The sequence below is a fragment of the Bacillus sp. Root131 genome, assembly GCF_001429475.1.
Classification (GTDB): Bacteria; Bacillota; Bacilli; order Bacillales; family Bacillaceae_G; genus Bacillus_A; species Bacillus_A thuringiensis_S.
The window spans coordinates 49,788-67,000 of record NZ_LMJQ01000044.1 but is presented as its reverse complement, the minus strand read 5'-3'; the positions used below and the strand labels follow the sequence as shown (position 1 = coordinate 67,000).

Below are 17,213 nucleotides of genomic sequence, written 5' to 3'. Positions count from 1 at the left end.
CCCTGAGAAAGGCCCCTTATTTTATTGGATTGTATAAGTAACAGAAAAACTAACAGGACTATAGTAAACGTAAGGTGCATGAAATTGAACATACATATTTCCATCTGTTTTTGCAGTGAAAATTCGGCCGTAACCATCAGAATAACGCCCAATAAGGTTATGATTTGAGTCATAAACACTGTAACTAGGAGTTTTGCTGTTAGGATGAATTGTTAGTTCTTGTCCTTTTTGAAGGAAAATAGGTTCTTGTTCAGAACTACCTCCAGTTTGCAAAGAATAAAATTTTGTAAAGCTTTGTTCTTGAGCGGCAGCAGCGACTTTTGTTTCAGGAATAAACGCGGTAGCTCCGGTAATTCCTGCTAAAGTTAACGCACCTACTAAAATCATTTTTTTCATAATAGAAAAAGCCTCCTTATTAGTTGTAATCGGTGTTGTTACAGTTAATATTGTATACGATAATGAGTAGGATAAAATATGCTTTTATGCATATATATTTTTTCTCAATAAAAGACCACTGATAAAAATCAGTGGTCTTTTATTGATTAAGCAGCTTTCTGCTCAGTTTGAGTAATAGGTTTTTGAAGCGAGTTATAAACTCCTGTTCCGATAACGTCTAATGCCATTTTCATTCGTTCAGGTGAAATGTTTTCTAATACGTTATCTTGGGGTGTATGGTATACCTTCTCGATATGATAGATTAATGGATTCCAACTATCGACACCCATCCAAATAAATAGAGCAGCAGGAATACCAGCTTCAGCAAACGGTACGTGATCACTGGAGCCAAATTTCCCTTGAAGAACGAGGTCATTATTTAATTGTTTACCTGCTTGCAAGGCAGCATCTGTTACAAAGTTTGTAGAGCCATCAGGTGTCATAGCGTATAAATTCTTTGCTTTATCATAATTTGTTGCAACCATATCAGCATTAAAGACGCCTAAAATACGGTCACGTTCTTTTTGGGATAGACTATTAACGTAATAATCCGAACCAAGTAATCCAGTTTCTTCAGAACCAAAGGTAATAAAGCGAATTTCTTTATCAGTTTCTACATTTTGAAAAGCACGAGCTAGTTCTAATACTAATCCAGTTCCAGAAGCATTATCATTTGCGCCAGGTGCTCCAACAACACTATCATAGTGCGAGCTTACAACGACTGCTTTTTCATTACCTGTACTCTTTTTTGGTTTCTTTTTTGCGATAACATTTAGAGATGTTAATTTAGATTCATGTCTCGCTTTTAGGGAAAGAATTGTTGTCTCTTTTTTAGTGATTTCTTCTTTAAATGCATTTCCTTGCGCATAAGCAAGACCAAAGACAGGGATAGATTGCTTTTTCGTTAGGCGGGGATTGAAGGTTTGTCCATAATTTCCGCGTCCGCCAATTAAACTGTATAAAAGAACACCTTTTGCACCTTTGCTAACAGCATTTTCAACTTGTTTATTATAATCTGTAACTGTCGTTCCTCTTTCAAATAAAACAATTTTACCTTTTACTTCATTTGGAATATCTTCTAATTTTGTCCCACCTTGAACAAAGATAAGGGGAGCTGTAATAGCTTCTGTAGATATTAGTGCATTAGGAGCAGCACCAGCTTGCCAATTACGTTTTGTTGATAGTGGTGATTCAATGAATCCAACGTATTGATCGGGCACCTGAAATGGCTGATATTCTACGTCATAACCCATTGATTTAAGCTGCATACCAATGTAACGAGAAGCCCATTCTTCGGATTTTGTTCCACCGGGTCGAGGCCCAATTGTTTCAGATAAGAAACGAACATGTTCAATGGCGCGGTTTGGATCAATTTGTTTTGTAATAGATGGAGTTTGTGGAACTTCTGAAGTGGAATCCGCTTTTGCTTGCCCAATTGGAGCTAAGCTAACAGCAAGTGATATAGCAAGCAAAGAGCTTACTATTTTTTGTTTCAATGATTTGCTCATTTTTTCCTCTCCTATTCTTCTATTCTCTCTGACTGACAAAAGAAGACGGATAATGACTTTATTTTACCTTTGTGTCTTTTATTTTTCAATATTCTGACATTGAGAAATAAAAACAATATATGCATATTTGCATATTTTTGTGGGAGATATGTATGCTATCATTTTAAACGAAGGTTCGCTTTCTACTCTGAAAGCCCCTACATTGCATGAATCTAGTGTACCCAAACTTTAGATTATGTAGAGGAATGGAACCACTGTAGGGTTTCATTCCTCATGTTTGAATCAGTTGATGGTAATTATGTTTCCGCATTTCATAATTATTATCAGTGATATATGTAAGGCATCCATATGAAAATACGAGGCTGTTCAAAGGTTTTCCGTACTTTTGGGCAGCCTCACCCCGTTAAAAGGACGATACTTTATGTATCGTCCTTTTTGTATAAAAAAACACCCAATCAATTGAGAGATTGATTGGGTGTGAAAAAATTATTAATAATTTTTTTTGCGTTTTTTAGCTAAAATACTTAATAATCCAGCTAGTAGAAGAACGATACCTACTGTTTGTGTAGGATCTTCTTTATGACCTGTATTTGGAAGGTGCTTATCCGTATTTCGATCATCTTGCTGTTTGTTATCTGTTTCATTTGATGTTTCTTCGGAAGTTCCGTTTTTGTGTTTCTCAGATGTTTCATTGCCTTTGTTTTCTTCTTTATTTGGAGGAGTAACTGGCTTGTCATCTCCACCTGACGAAGATTCAATCTTTTTATTTGAAACTGTAATTTGTAGTGGTGTAGCTTGGGCTTTATCAATTGTAAAGTTTATTGGTGATGCATCTAATTGATAGCCTTTAGGAGCCTGTGTTTCTACTAATTGATAATTACCAGGTTTCAAATCATTTACGATTACTTTTCCGTGTTGGTCTGTTTTTAAACCTTCTCGGATGATTTTTCCATCTTGGTCTAAAATATTGAAAATGGCACCTTCAAGTGTTCCATGGTGATCAATATCAACTTTAGTTAACTCAATTGAACCTGTTGTTAAACTATTTAAAGCTGTAACAGAGGTAATCTGAGATTGTCCTTTCGTAATTGTGAAAGGAATTGGTTTAATGTTTAAATCATAGCCAGTTGGAGCTTTCGTTTCAATGAACTGATAATCTCCTGGACGTAAATCAGAAACAGAAATCTTACCATCTTTATCAGTAGTTAAATCAGAATGAACATCCTTACCGTTCATATCTACAATTTTAAAGATAGCCTCTGCAAGAGTAGTACCATCGATGTCATCAACTTTAGTTAATTCAACTGCGCCTTTAGTTAAGCTGTTAGTAGCAGTAACAGAAGCTTTAGCAGTTTGACTCTTTTCAATAGTAAACTTGATAGGATTTTGATTTAAGTCATAATGCTTAGGAGCTTTCGTTTCAATGAACTGATAATCTCCCGGACGTAAATCAGAAACAGAAATCTTCCCATCTTTATCAGTAGTTAAATCAGAACGAACATCCTTGCCGTCCATATCTACAATTTTAAAGATTGCTCCTTCAAGAGTAGTACCATCGATGTCATCAACTTTAGTTAATTCAACTGCGCCTTTAGTTAAGCTATTCGTAGCAGTAACAGAGGCGATTTTTTCTTGGCCTTTTTTAACTGTGAACTTAATAGGTGTTTTGTTTAAGTCATAGTGTTCAGGAGCTTTTGTTTCGATAAACTCATAGTCTCCTGGCGGTAATTCATCCACAACTAAACGGCCGTTTTTATCAGTAGTTAAATCGGTACGAACATCGTGTCCATCCTTATTAACAATTTTAAATACTGCACCTTCAAGTGTTGTGTTTTGCTTGGCATCATCAACTTTAATTAACTCAACACTACCTTTCGTTAAGCTATTAATAGCTGTAACGAAGACATGCTTTGTTTGACTTCTTTCGATTGTGAACTTAATTGGTTCTTCATTTAAGTCGTAATGTTTAGGAGCTTTTGTTTCAATAAATTGATAGTCTCCTGGTTGTAAGTCTTTAGCGATGATTTTTCCATCTTTATTGGTAACTAAATTCGTACGAATGTCGTTACCGTTCAGATCAGTAATTTTAAATACCGCACCTTCTAGCATTTCTTTCTTATCTATAGAGTCAACTTTCGTTAATTCCACGCCACCTTTTGTTAGGCCATTCTTAGCAGTAACAGAAGCGTGAGTTAGTTGACTTTTTTCGATAGTGAAGCTAATAGGTGTTTTATTTAAATCGTAATGCTTAGGAGCTTTCATTTCAATGAATTGATAGTCTCCTGGGCGTAAGTTCGTAGCAGTAATCTTACCATCTTTATCAGTAGTTAAATCAGTGCGAACAATTTTACCTTTCGCATCGATGATGTTAAACACTGCATCAGAAAGTTTTGTATCTGGATTTATATCATCCACTTTTATTAATTCTACAGCACCCTCAGTTAAGCTATTTGTAGTAGTAACTTGGAGCTTTTCTTTTTGGCTTTTCTTAATTGTAAACTTAATAGGTGTACTATCTAATTTATAGTGTTCAGGAGCTTTCGTTTCAACAAACTGATAGTCCCCAGGACGTAAATCAGAAACAGAAATTTTTCCATGTACATCTGTTGTAAGCTCAGTGCGAATGTCATTACCATTCATATCAGTAATTTTAAATATCGCATCTTTAAGAGCGGTACCATCAACATCATCCACTTTAGAAAGCTCCACAGTGCCTTTCGTTAAGCTATTTGTAGCTGTAACAGAGACAGGCTCAGCTTGGCTCTGTGTGATTGTGAATGGAATTGGCTCTTTGTTTAAATTGTAGTGTTTCGGAGCCGTTGTCTCGATGAATTGATAATCACCAGGACGTAGGTCAGAAACGCTAATTTTACCTTGTTGATTCGTAACAAGATCTTTGCGAATTACAGTACCATTCATATCTGCAATTTTAAATACTGCGCCTTCAAGAGTAGTGCCATCAACGTCATCTACTTTAGAAAGTTCCACGCCGCCTTTTGTTAAACTATTTTTCATAGTAACGGTAGCGATATCTTTTTGGCTTTTTTCAATTGTAAATATAATTGGTTTTTTGTCTAAATCATAGTGTTCAGGAGCCGTTGTTTCAACGAATTGATACGTACCAGGACGTAAGTTTTCGACAACGATTTTACCTTCACTGTTTGTTTTTAAATCTGTTTTAAGTACCTTGCCATTTTGATCTAGTAAATTAAATACCGCATCGGCAAGTTTTGTTTGATCGTTTAAATCATCAACTTTAAGTAATTCGATACTACCTTGTTTTAAGCTATTTGTAGCAGTTAAAGAAATAGATTTCTTCTGTCCTTTTTCAATAGTGAATTTGATTGGTGTTTCATTTAAAACATAATCCTTAGGAGCTTTCGTTTCGATGAATTGGTAATCACCAGGACGTAGGTCGTTAATTTCGATTAGTCCTTGTTCATTTGTAACAAGGTCTTTATGAACTACATCACCGTTCATATTAACAATTTTAAATACTGCATCTTTAAGAACAGTGGCATCAACATCATCTACTTTAGAAAGTTTAACAGCACCCTTTGTTAAAGCATTTGTAGCAGTGACATGAAGAGCTTCAGTTTGGCTCTTTTTAATTGTAAATACGATAGGTTTTTTATCTAAAACGTAATGTTCAGGAGCAATTGTTTCAACGAATTGATACGTACCAGGACGTAGATTTTCAACAACAATTTTACCTTCATCATTTGTTTTTAAGCCTTCTTCAACTAGCTCTCCGTCTGCATCTAATAAATTAAATACGGCGTTAGCAAGTTTTGTATTTATATCAATATCGTCAATCTTTGTTAGTTCAACGCTACCTTTTTTCAAAGCATTTTTACCTGTAACATTGATCTCTTTCGTTTGACTTCTTTCAATTGTAAACGGAATTTGTGTTTCTTCTAATACATAGTGCTCAGGAGCTTTTGTTTCAATGAACTGATAGTCTCCAGGGCGTAAATCAGAAACAGAAATTTTTCCGTTTTTATCTGTAACAAGATTCGTATGAACTTCCTTACCGTTCATATCAACAATCTTAAAGATTGCACCTTCGAGCATCGTACGATCGATGTCATCGATTTTTGTTAATGTTACTGCACCTTTCTTTAAACTGTTAGTAGCAGTAACAGTAATATTCTCTTTTTGACTTTTTTCGATAGTGAACGGAATAGGCTCTTTGCTTAAGGTATAGTCTTTTGGAGCTTTTACTTCAACAAATTGATAGTCTCCAGGACGTAAATCAGAAGCAGTAATTTTACCGTTTTTATCAGTCGTTAAACCTTTGCGAATTACCTTTTTAGTATCATGAGCGTCAACGATTATAAATTCTGCACCTTCAAGAGTAGTGCCATCAACATCATCAACTTTTGTTAAAGTGACGCCACCTGTAAGTAAACTGTTTTTTACAGTAACAGGGATAGGAAGATCTTCCTTACTACCTTTTTTAATTGTGAACTTAATAGGTGTTTGATCTAATTTATAATGTTCAGGAGCTTTCACTTCAATAAATTGATAATCGCCTGGTGCTAAATCAGGGATGACTAATACTCCGTGTGCATCTGTTATTAAATCTTTCATAATTTCTTTGCCAGTTGCGTCTTGTAATGTGAATACAGCGCCAGCAAGAGCTTTCGCGCTCTCCACGTCATCTTCTTTAATTAATTTGACCTTTCCTTTCGTCAAACTATTTTTGAAAGTAATAGGGATGAGTTTTTGTTGACTCTTTTCAATTATAAATTCAATTGGTTCTTCATTTACATCGTAATAAGTAGGAGCCTTCGTCTCGATTAGCTTATAGTTACCAGGACGTAAGTCATCTACAACTAGCATTCCTTTACTATTCGTAACAAGGTCCGTACGAACATCTTCATTAGTATCTCTATTAACGATTTTAAATACTGCACCTTCAAGTGTTTCCTTTTCATCTGCAGCATTCACTTTTGTTAACTCAATACCGCCTTTTGTTAAGCTGTTTTTAGCGGTAACAGTAGCCTGAGTTGTTTGACTTTCTGTAATCGTAAATTTAATTGGTTTTGTATTTTTGTCGTAATACTTCGGTGCTGTTACTTCGATAAATTTATAATCGCCAAGGCGTAAGCCAGTAGCGATAGCTTTACCATCCGCACCAGTTTTTACATTTTCGCGAATAACTTTCTTTTCATCATTTGCATCAACAATTTTAAATACAGCACCTTCAAGAGCTGTACCATCGATATCATCAACTTTTGTTAATTCAACATCTCCTGGTTTTAAAGCATTTTCAGCTTTCACAAGTAGAGTTTCTTTCTGACTTCTATCGATTGTAAATTCAATAGGTTCTGCTCGTAAAACGTAATGTTCAGGAGCAGCTATTTCAATAAATTTATACGTACCAGGACGTAGGTTACTAACTTTAACTTTACCGTGTTTATCAGTAGTTAAGTTAGTGTGAGGGGAAACGTCATTATTATTTGTATCGACAAGTTTGAATACAGCACCTTCTAGTGGTTTTTTCTCACCAAACTCATCAACTTTTAATAATTCAACCTCGCCCGTTTTTAAGCTGTTATTTGCCGTAACAGTAGCAAGAGTTTGTTGGCTTTTATCAATTGTAAACTCGATAGGGTTTGTACTTAACGTATAATCCTTAGGAGCTTCTGTTTCGATAAATTTATAAGCACCAGGCTCTAGATCTTTAACGGTAACTTTTCCATCTGAACCTGTTTTTATATTTTCACGAATTACTTGTTTCTCGTCATTCGCATCGACAATTTTAAATACAGCACCTTCAAGGGCAGTGCCATCGACATCATCGACTTTCGTTAAAGTGACACCACCTTTAATGAGGTGATTTGTCGCTTTAACAGTAAGTGCTTTCTGTTGGCTCTTTTCAACTGTAAATTTAAGCGGTTTTTTATCTATTTCATAATGTTCAGGTGCTTTTTCTTCAACAAATTGGTACTCTCCAGGAAGTAAATTTTTCGCTTCGATTTGTCCGTTACCATTTGTCGTTAATTTGGTATAACCAGGGATTTTTTTGTTATTTCGGTCCCGTACACTAAATACTGCACCTTCTAAAGTATTACCCTCTTTATCAACTTTTTTTAGGATAGCTGAGCCTCTAATTAAGCTGTTTTGGGCCTCTTTATTAATTACTGTTGTTTGATCTTCCTCGATTTTAAATTCAATAAGTCGATCATCTAATTGATAATGCTCAGGAGCCTTTATTTCTTTTAAGTAGTAAGTTCCTGGTTTTAAATTATCTACAGTAATTTGTCCTTTATCATTTGTTATTAATTCTTTATGTTCAGGAATGACATTATGGTTTTGATCAAGCAGAGAGAAAACTGCATTTTTAAGCTTTTCTTTGTTATGAGCATCGGTCTTTGTAAGTACTACTTTTCCAACAAATTTCTCGTTTTTAAGAGTATATGTTGTAGTTTCTTCTGCACCAAGCTTAACAAGTTTACCTGCTTTTAATTCTTTACTAATGACATAGCCATCAAGAGTTTTCATTTCTCTAAGCAGATATTCATCGCGTTTTAAGTTGTTAAAATGAGCGATACCATTGTCGTCTGTTGTAATTGTTCGAATAGCAGTTGTACCTGTGCGATCGAATAAAGTAAATACTACGCCAGATAAAATTTTATTTGGATCTGCATTATCTACTTTTTTAATTTGAAGGTTTCCGCGTCCCTTAGTAGCAGAACCGCCTCCAGATCCAGAAGATACTTTAACTACTATTTCTTCAATTTTTTCAGTTTCTGTTAATTTCAAACTATTACCAGTAATCTTCGCTTTATTGCTTACCTTTTCATTATTGTCTGCATTAATGAGTGAACGGTATTCTAAAATATAAGCTCGATCAATAGTATGAAGAAATTCAATTGTAAATTGTTGTTTCCCCGTATTGTTGTCTGTTGTTATTTTGAGTTTATAGTCTTTTCCTTCTTTTAATTCGTTTGTTGTATCTTTCGTTAAAGTGCCATCCACGGCTACTGTTGTCCCATATAGGTGGAATGACTTTTCATCGAGAATTTGATTGTCTGTCGGATCGTCTGTTACGACAGCATTTTCAATCGTTGATTGACTTGCATTAATAGAAACGCTCCAATCAATGTACTTGTCATTTTGTTTTGCTTTTTTCGTAACGCCGCTACCACCATTTTTGATCTCGAATGCACCATGAATATTGGCGATAGTTTCCGATCCATCTTTTAATTTGGCGTAATTATCATAGCGCTTATTAATTTCTTCACCTGCAAGTGAAGTTTTAAAGCTGATATGGTACGCTGTTTTAATTTCATTTTTAAAATGAATCGTTAATGTATTTTTATTATCTTTCGTTGCATTTTCTACCGTATATTCGTCAGGGGAAACAAGTGCCCCTAATTTATAACCGTCTGCACCACCAGTTAATTCCATATGATGAATCTCAATGGAGTCTGGTATAAGTTTTTGATTGTTTTCTAGTACGTCAACGATAGAAGGGTCTTTAATAGTCCTGTTATTATAGTTAAACCCTATGTCCCATTTGATTTCTTTCGTTTGGGCATTGTAAGAACCGTATTTAAATCCGTTTCCTTTTGTATAGCCGTCAGGATTGAATCTATCATGAGATTTACTATTTTTATCGTTCCCATTTATATCTTTCCATGATAACTCAGCTGTATTTTTGAATGATTTATTATCATCCTTTTTAGATAGAGTCTCGTAATTAAAGTCTGTTGTGTACGTGATGGTTAAAGTTTTATCCATATTAGACTTATAAATACCAGCTAGTGTTACTTTGAATCCGTCAGCTGTTACATCAAGTGTGTAATCAGAGTCTAATTTCAGTTCAGTTGATCCATCAGTAATTTTGAAACTATCTTTTTGTAATGTAAGTCCACTATAGTCAAACGTATCAGTGATAACAGCATCATTTAACACGTAATTGTTATCATTTACAATAATTGTCCATTTCGTTGTTTTCTTATTGTAATCTGTATCGTTTGCATTTTTATTATGTTTCTTTATGATGTTTTGTTGTTGTAATGTAACTTTGTTTGTTTTACTCCATTTTCCATCTGCAATAATTGTATTTTCGATTTCGCCATCTTGTATAACATCATTCTTGGCTTTCGATGTATAAGTAATCACATAGGCACTATTAATATCTTCATTAAATTGTAAATCAAATCCCTCATCGGTTTCTTTTACAGTAAAGTTTGTAGCGTTGTCACCTGTAACAAGTTTTCCGTTATTATCATAAGAAGCATTTTTAACCACGATAGAACTTGCATCAACTTTATGAGATTTGTCCAAGATGTCTTTTAAAAGCGCATCAGATTGTTTAATCTCTCTCTGGTCACCGTTGAAAGTAATTGTCCATTCAATTGTTTGTGTTTTTGGATTATATTTACTAGTTTTCTCTAGATGTGTACCGCGTGAAACAGTTACAGTTGCATTTGCGGATACATCTCCTTGATTCTTGCTGGATACTTTTGCTTCATTTTTGAAACTAGTAACACTTTCGTCAGTAATTTTTGTCGCATATTCAATTTGATATGCTTTTTTCGTTTCATTTTTAAAAGCGATATTTAATTTATCGGAGGATGAAGTGAGTGTATATTCTTCTTTACTAACTTTGGCTCCACGAGTCGTTTTCCCGTTAATATCTACTTCTAACTCATAAACCTTAATAGAATCTTCATTGAGATTGGCTCCATTTGGAATATTGTCTTGGAAGACAGCGTTTGTAAGAATGTCTTTTGTTTTGTTCATTTCGACTGTCCAATTGATTTGATTCGTATTAATCGGTCTATCAGGTATACCTTTTTTATTCATAGATTTCTTTACATTAGGTTTGAAATCAAGCTCGATAATAACGTCTTGTTCTTTAATTGGGAAAGGAATTTTTTGTTCCGTAGTCCCTTTAATTTTTGTTTTATTGAATTCCGTACCAACTTTTAAATGACCATCTATATTAGGATTGTCTTCAACGTACTCGTTAAAAGTCATAGTTACTTTTCCGTTTAAGTCAACAACGAACGTCCCAATTTCATGTCTAGTTCCATCAACTAAAGGCTGTGTAATGGTGTTGTGGACGATAAAATATTCCGGTAGTTGGAAAATATAGTAATCTCCCTTTTTTACTTTTAATGATTCTAAAACTTCCCATGTAAAATCGATATTGGCAGCAGAATCAGGATTTGGACGATTATCTGTATCATTAAATGGTTTTCCGTCTTTATCTGTTAATTTTACGCTTGTTAAAATATTTTCTTTAATTTGCTTAGGTGATGGGTCTGGATTTTCAACAGGTTGCCCTGTTGTGTTATCACCAGGGTTCTCAGTAGGTTGCTGTGTCCCGCCATCTTTTGGCTGTTCCGTAGGCTGCTGAGGATTCCCGTTTTTCGGCTGTTCCGCAGGTTGCTGAGTGTTCCCGTCTTTTGGTTGTTCCGCAGGTTTCTGCTGTGTCTCACCATCTTTTGAATGTTTCGCAGGCTGCTGAGGATTCCCGTCTTTTGGTTGTTCCGCAGGTTTCTGCTGTGTTTCACCATCTTTTGGCTGTTCAGTAGGTTGCTGTGCGTCACCGTTCTTTTGCTCTTTGGTAGTCTGCTTAGCATCATCACTATTAATAGTAGGTGAAGTAGGGTTATCTACTTGAACAGGAACTGAGATAGTCTTAGCTACTGTACCTAGAGGGAAAGTGAGTGGGACGGCTTTTATGCCAGGTTTTAAATCTGGATTGAATACAGTGTCAAATTTAATTTTTCCCTTAACACCTTTTGAATCTTTTACTGAATCGTTAAAGACTATTTTCATTTTGTTATCGTTTGCCGTAACAAAATATTGACCAATAATTTGTTGATCTGCCATCAAGTTTCCTTGTTGGTCATTTTTTACTTTTAATGCGTTAGGTATTTGAAGAACTGTTGAATCTTTTTCTTGTGCAACTTGTTGATCCTTTATTGACCAAGCGTATTCTACTTGAATGGTTGATCCTATCTTTATTAAGTTGTTAGGATTTTTTGCTTCGTCAATAATATGATTCGTTGCATCTTTCATTTCAACAGTGTCAAATAAGGAATCTCCTGTTAAGGTTTCCGCTTTTACTTGATTGTATGGAAAACTAGCAAGCTGCGAAAATAGTACGAATACAATTAAACATACATTGAAAAGTTTTTTCATTTTTCCTCCTCTGAACATTCATTTGTCCATTGGGGACTTATTCCACATGAACAAATGGAATATTAAAAGTATTTGTTATAAGCTATTTGTTTTTGCTATCCCTCCGTTTCTATACGCGTTCTCAGACAAACTGGGTTATGTTCAAAGTAATATTATTTAACGTAAAACAAAATGTATATTTACACAGTTATTTGGAAATATACACAATTCGACAAAAAATGTCGAAAAAAATACTGATATAAAGAATGATATCAGACCTTTATATGTGAGATAGTTTTCATGTATATCTAGTAAAAAAGAATGGTTATAAAGGTAAGTTTTACGATACATACTAACCAAGGTAGTGTATCCCCTTGTGAAGGCTTATTTTTGCCTTAAAGTTATGTGGAAATAAAAATCTAGATAGGGTTGTTTTTGGTCAGAATGAAGACAATATGTACTTTGAAAATAGTCATCTATTTTGTCTAAAGAGAGTTGTACGATTAGTGGACCGAAGTTGAAAGACGATAGTTTCTTACATTGTTAGAGGAATATAAGGATTACAGAATATTCGACTAACCCGTTACTACGGTCATTTTTGAGACTGTTTAAACAATAAAAAAGAAGGTGTTTTCCTCCTTAGCTACAATATCTTTTTAGTAAAGATAAGCTTAAGTAACCTCCGCTAAAGATTATATACTTAAATGATAAAGAGTTCAACAATAGTTCACATATTTTCCCAAAATTAAAAAACGGCTGTTTTATGTGGAATAAATCTACAAAACAGCCGTTTTTTTATATTAGATTTCTGTTAAGATTATTGGTTCGCCGCGTGTTACGACAACGGTATGTTCACATTGTGCAACAAGACTTTTATCAGGTGTAATGAATGTCCAACCGTCGTCACCACGCTCAATAATATGATCAGCTTTCATAGATATGAACGGTTCTACAGCGATAACAAGACCGTCTTTTAGAAGCGTATTATCCATTGGATCATAGTAGCTTAAAATGTGATTTGGTGCTTCATGTAAGCTAAGACCAATGCCGTGACCAGTTAAGTTTTGAATAACATTGTATCCACTTTTATGTGCGAAGTTTGAAACAGCACGACCAATTTGATTTTGTTTTGAGCCAGCTTTAACCTTTTTCATTGCTGCCCAAAATGCATCAACCGCTGCTTGGCAAAGCTTTTCTTTTGCCTCGTCTTCTCCAAGTACAAATGAAATACCTGTATCAGCATAATAGCCATCAAGTGCAGCAGATACATCGACGTTTACTAAATCGCCTTCTTTTAATACACGATCTCCTGGAATACCATGAGCAACTTCTTCATTTACACTAATGCAAGTTACACCTGGAAAATCATATTCTTTTTCAGGTGCAGAAATAGCACCATGCTCATCTAATACTTTTTTACCGATCAAATCAAGCTCTTTCGTTGTCATACCTGGCTTCGCTTGTTTTTTCATTTCTTCACGTGCAAGCGCAACGATGCGGCCGATTTTTCGTAAGCCTTCTAAATCTTGTTCATTACGAATAATCATGAAAACCACTGTCCTTCCTCGAATATATATCTTATCCGATTGTATCATGTTTATTTTCGTCCTGCTACTTGCTTGCGGTATGCGGGCTGATTCCTCTCACAAGGAATATATGACAATTGTCATATCGATGTCATGACGTATCATACTGTTTCCTAAGTTTTCCAGGTAATACAATGTAAATATAAGAAACAGTGGGGGTGGAGAGATGGAAAAGATTATTGAAGTAAATGGTGTTTCTAAAACATTTAAACATAAAAAAGCAGTAAATAACGTTTCATTTCACGTGGATAAAGGAGAAATAGTAGCATTACTTGGACCAAATGGTGCGGGGAAGACGACGATAATTTCGATGATGCTTGGATTAAAAGATCCTACAGAAGGTACGGTTTCTATATTTGGAAAGAGTCCAAAGCAGAGAGGCGTTCGTAATAATCTTGGGGCAATGTTACAAGAAGTAAGTGTGATTGATAGCATTACAGTGGAAGAGGCAATAGAGCTATTCCGCAGTTATTATAAGAATCCTGTAGCGAAAGAAACGTTACTGCAGTTATCAAATTTAGAATCAGAGCGAAAGCAAAGATGTGAGAAATTATCAGGTGGGCAAAAAAGAAGGTTAAACTTTGCGCTTGCACTTGCGGGAAATCCGGATTTGTTATTTTTAGATGAGCCGACAGTCGGAATGGATATTACGTCTCGAAGAACGTTTTGGGAAACGATTCGAAAGTTAGCAAGTGAAGGGAAAACGATTATTTTAACGACGCATTATTTAGAAGAAGCAGATGCTTTAGCAAATCGTATCTTATTATTTGCGAACGGAAAGATTATCGCAGATGGTACACCAGACGAAATGAAAGCAACGATTTCGAGAAAAACAATCACATTTTATTCGAAGGAAAGCATTCCTACAAAATTACTAAAGGAATTACCAAATGTAACAGAAGTAAAGTCAAACGAAGGACGCTTCATTTTAACAACGGAGGATACGGATGCAACTTTAAAAGCCATTTATCAAAGGAATTTACCTGTAATAGATGTTTCAGTTGAACGTGGAAGCCTTGATGAAGCATTTGAACAGTTTGTCGCAAATCAGAAGGAGGAAATCGCATGAGAGCGTTATGGATGCAATGCAAAATAGAAATTTTACGTACATTCCGCAATAAATTATTTATTTTTTTCTCATTATTAATGCCTGTTATGTTTTACTACATTTTTACAAATGTTGTTCAAGTACCACAAAACGGAGATGCGTGGAAGGCACACTATTTAATTTCGATGGCAACTTTCAGCATTGTAGGGACTGCACTCTTTAGTTTCGGTGTGAGACTTTCTCAGGAAAGAGGGCAAGGGTGGACACATCTTCTAAAAATTACACCGCTTCCAGAGGGAGCATATTTAACAGCAAAAATTATCGCTCAAACAGTAGTAAATGCTTTTTCAATATTAGTTATCTTTATTGCAGGGATACTAATTAATCATGTTGAGTTAACGGTAGGGCAATGGATTGGTGCGGGGCTATGGTTATTGTTAGGGGTAACACCATTTTTAGCATTAGGAACAGTAATAGGTTCCATTAAGAAGGCGGACGCAGCTGCTGGCTTAGCAAATATTTTAAATATGAGTTTAGCTATAGTTGGCGGGTTATGGATGCCGATTGAAGTATTCCCCAAAATATTAAGAACGATTGGTGAGTGGACACCGACATACCATTTCGGAAGTGGTGCGTGGGATATTGTAGCTGGAAAATCAATTGGATGGGAAAATATCGCGGTATTAGGAGGTTATTTCCTTATATTTGTTGTAGTATCAATATATATAAGAAAAAGACAGGAAGCGGTATAAATGATAGAGAAAAAGAGGATTGAGGTTTTTCCGAAACATATGGGGTTCTTTCCGTATATGTGGTTTGTTTATCTATTATTTCCAATTTATCACTTAGCGCAGGCATCAGGATGGAAGCTTGTAATAGGAAGCGGTATGTTGATAATTTTTATCGTCACATACCGTCAGCTTTATTTTGTTCAGAGAACGTTTGTTTTTTGGGCTTGTATTCAAATGGTACTCATCTTTTTATTTGCTTTATTTTATAATCCTTTTATGATATTTTTTGGCTTTTTCACAGCAAGTGCGATGGGATTTGCGCCAAATAAGAAAGTATTTCGAGTGCTGTTATGTTCGTTAGTTATAATGCTTGGAGCATTTTTATTTGTAAATATGAATCAACTAACAACTACAAGTTTAGTAAATATCGTTCCGATGTTTATTTTAATGCTTCTTACGCCATTTGGTATGCGCAATTTTAATCAGAAAAAGATGTTAAAGAACCAACTGAATGAAGCAAACGAGCAAATTAAAGACTTAGTAAAGCGTGAAGAACGGCAGCGGATTGCGAGAGATCTTCATGACACATTAGGGCATACGTTATCTCTTATTACTTTGAAAAGCCAGCTTGTAGAGAAGTTAATTGTGAAAAATCCAGAGCGTGCAAGTGTGGAAGCGAAGGAAATTACACAAACGTCTCGTACAGCCTTAAAGCAGCTGAGAGAATTAATTTCTGATATGCGTATGATTACGGTAGAAGAAGAGCTAGAGCAAATAAAGGCAATCTTACAAGCAGCTAATATTGAATTAGAAGTGAGGCAAGAAGCAAGCTCGAGCTCGTTATCACCAATTGAACAAAATATTGTCGGGATGTGTTTACGTGAGGCCGTTACAAATGTTGTAAAACATAGTAAGGCAAAGCGGTGTGCAGTTTCTGTATTAGAATCGCAAGGTGAGCTGATTTTGAAAGTAGAAGATAACGGAATTGGTTTAACAGATCAAAATCATGATGGAAATGGTATCCGCGGCATGAAAGAACGAATTGCTCTTATTGATGGATTTGTTGAACTAGGTACAATCAATCCAGGGACGTTGTTAACAGTAAAAGTTCCAGTTGTTATTAGAACAGGAAAAGATGAGGTGAGGGCATGATTCGAATTATTATTGCAGAAGATCAACGGATGCTTCGTGGTGCATTAGGTGCCTTACTTGATCTAGAAGATGATATCGAAGTAATTGGGCAAGCGGCAAACGGGGAAGAGGCGCTAAAATTAATTGAATCGTTAAAACCGGATATCAGTATTATGGATATTGAAATGCCAATTCAAAGTGGATTAGATGTTGCTGAAGCGTTAAAGAAAGAAAAATCACCATGTAAAGTTATGATTTTAACAACATTTGCACGGCCAGGATATTTTGAAAGAGCAATGAAAGCTGGCGTGCACGGCTATTTATTAAAAGATAGCCCAAGTGAAGATTTAGCAGCAGCAATTCGTAATGTAATGAAGGGGAAACGAGAGGTCTCCCAAGAGTTAATGTTCGGTCTATGGCAGGAGCAAAATCCGTTGTCAGATCGCGAAAAGGAAGTATTGTTGCTTGCGAAAGAAGGAAAGACGGCAAACGAAATTGCGAAGGCACTTTATCTTTCACCGGGTACAGTACGTAATTATATTTCTGAAGTATTAACGAAGCTCGATGCGAAAAATAGAATTGAGGCAATTACAATTGCGGAAGAAAAGGGTTGGATATAAGAAGA

8 protein-coding genes are annotated in these 17,213 nt (G+C 35.3%); 4 read left to right on the top strand and 4 right to left on the bottom strand.

What is annotated here, in order from left to right; genetic code table 11:
- Positions 1 to 21: 21 nt before the first annotated feature.
- From ASE54_RS31900 to map, 4 genes are all read right to left on the bottom strand, one after another.
- Positions 22 to 396 (bottom strand): hypothetical protein, encoded by a 375-nt coding sequence (locus ASE54_RS31900; protein WP_000738257.1) that lies wholly within the window; start codon positions 394 to 396, stop codon positions 22 to 24.
- Positions 397 to 542: 146 nt separating this feature from the next.
- Positions 543 to 1,943, bottom strand: a complete 1,401-nt coding sequence (locus ASE54_RS31895) for a M28 family metallopeptidase (protein WP_000045707.1) — start codon at positions 1,941 to 1,943, stop codon at positions 543 to 545.
- A 489-nt stretch (positions 1,944 to 2,432) separates the two neighbouring features.
- Positions 2,433 to 12,113 (bottom strand): SpaA isopeptide-forming pilin-related protein, encoded by a 9,681-nt coding sequence (locus ASE54_RS31890; protein ID WP_000732752.1) that lies wholly within the window; start codon positions 12,111 to 12,113, stop codon positions 2,433 to 2,435.
- A gap of 779 nt (positions 12,114 to 12,892) precedes the next feature.
- Positions 12,893 to 13,687 carry a type I methionyl aminopeptidase gene (gene map, locus ASE54_RS31885; protein WP_002083543.1) on the bottom strand — a complete coding sequence of 265 codons (795 nt, stop codon included), beginning with the start codon at positions 13,685 to 13,687 and terminating at the stop codon, positions 12,893 to 12,895.
- 157 nt (positions 13,688 to 13,844) lie between these two features.
- Here map and ASE54_RS31880 point away from each other — a divergent pair, with 157 nt between their 5' ends.
- The 4 genes from ASE54_RS31880 to ASE54_RS31865 are packed head-to-tail and all read left to right on the top strand — an operon-like array spanning position 13,845 to position 17,208.
- Positions 13,845 to 14,747: an ABC transporter ATP-binding protein gene (locus ASE54_RS31880; protein WP_000411117.1), complete on the top strand. Its 903-nt coding sequence runs from the start codon at positions 13,845 to 13,847 to the stop codon at positions 14,745 to 14,747.
- On the top strand, positions 14,744 to 15,478 hold the full coding sequence (locus ASE54_RS31875) for an ABC transporter permease (RefSeq protein ID WP_001202431.1): 735 nt from the start codon (positions 14,744 to 14,746) through the stop codon (positions 15,476 to 15,478). Before ASE54_RS31880 ends, ASE54_RS31875 begins: the two co-directional genes overlap by 4 nt.
- Positions 15,479 to 16,609: a sensor histidine kinase gene (locus ASE54_RS31870; protein WP_000570631.1), complete on the top strand. Its 1,131-nt coding sequence runs from the start codon at positions 15,479 to 15,481 to the stop codon at positions 16,607 to 16,609. It begins immediately after the preceding gene.
- Positions 16,606 to 17,208, top strand: a complete 603-nt coding sequence (locus ASE54_RS31865) for a response regulator transcription factor (RefSeq protein ID WP_000619243.1) — start codon at positions 16,606 to 16,608, stop codon at positions 17,206 to 17,208. Before ASE54_RS31870 ends, ASE54_RS31865 begins: the two co-directional genes overlap by 4 nt.
- Positions 17,209 to 17,213 lie beyond the last annotated feature (5 nt).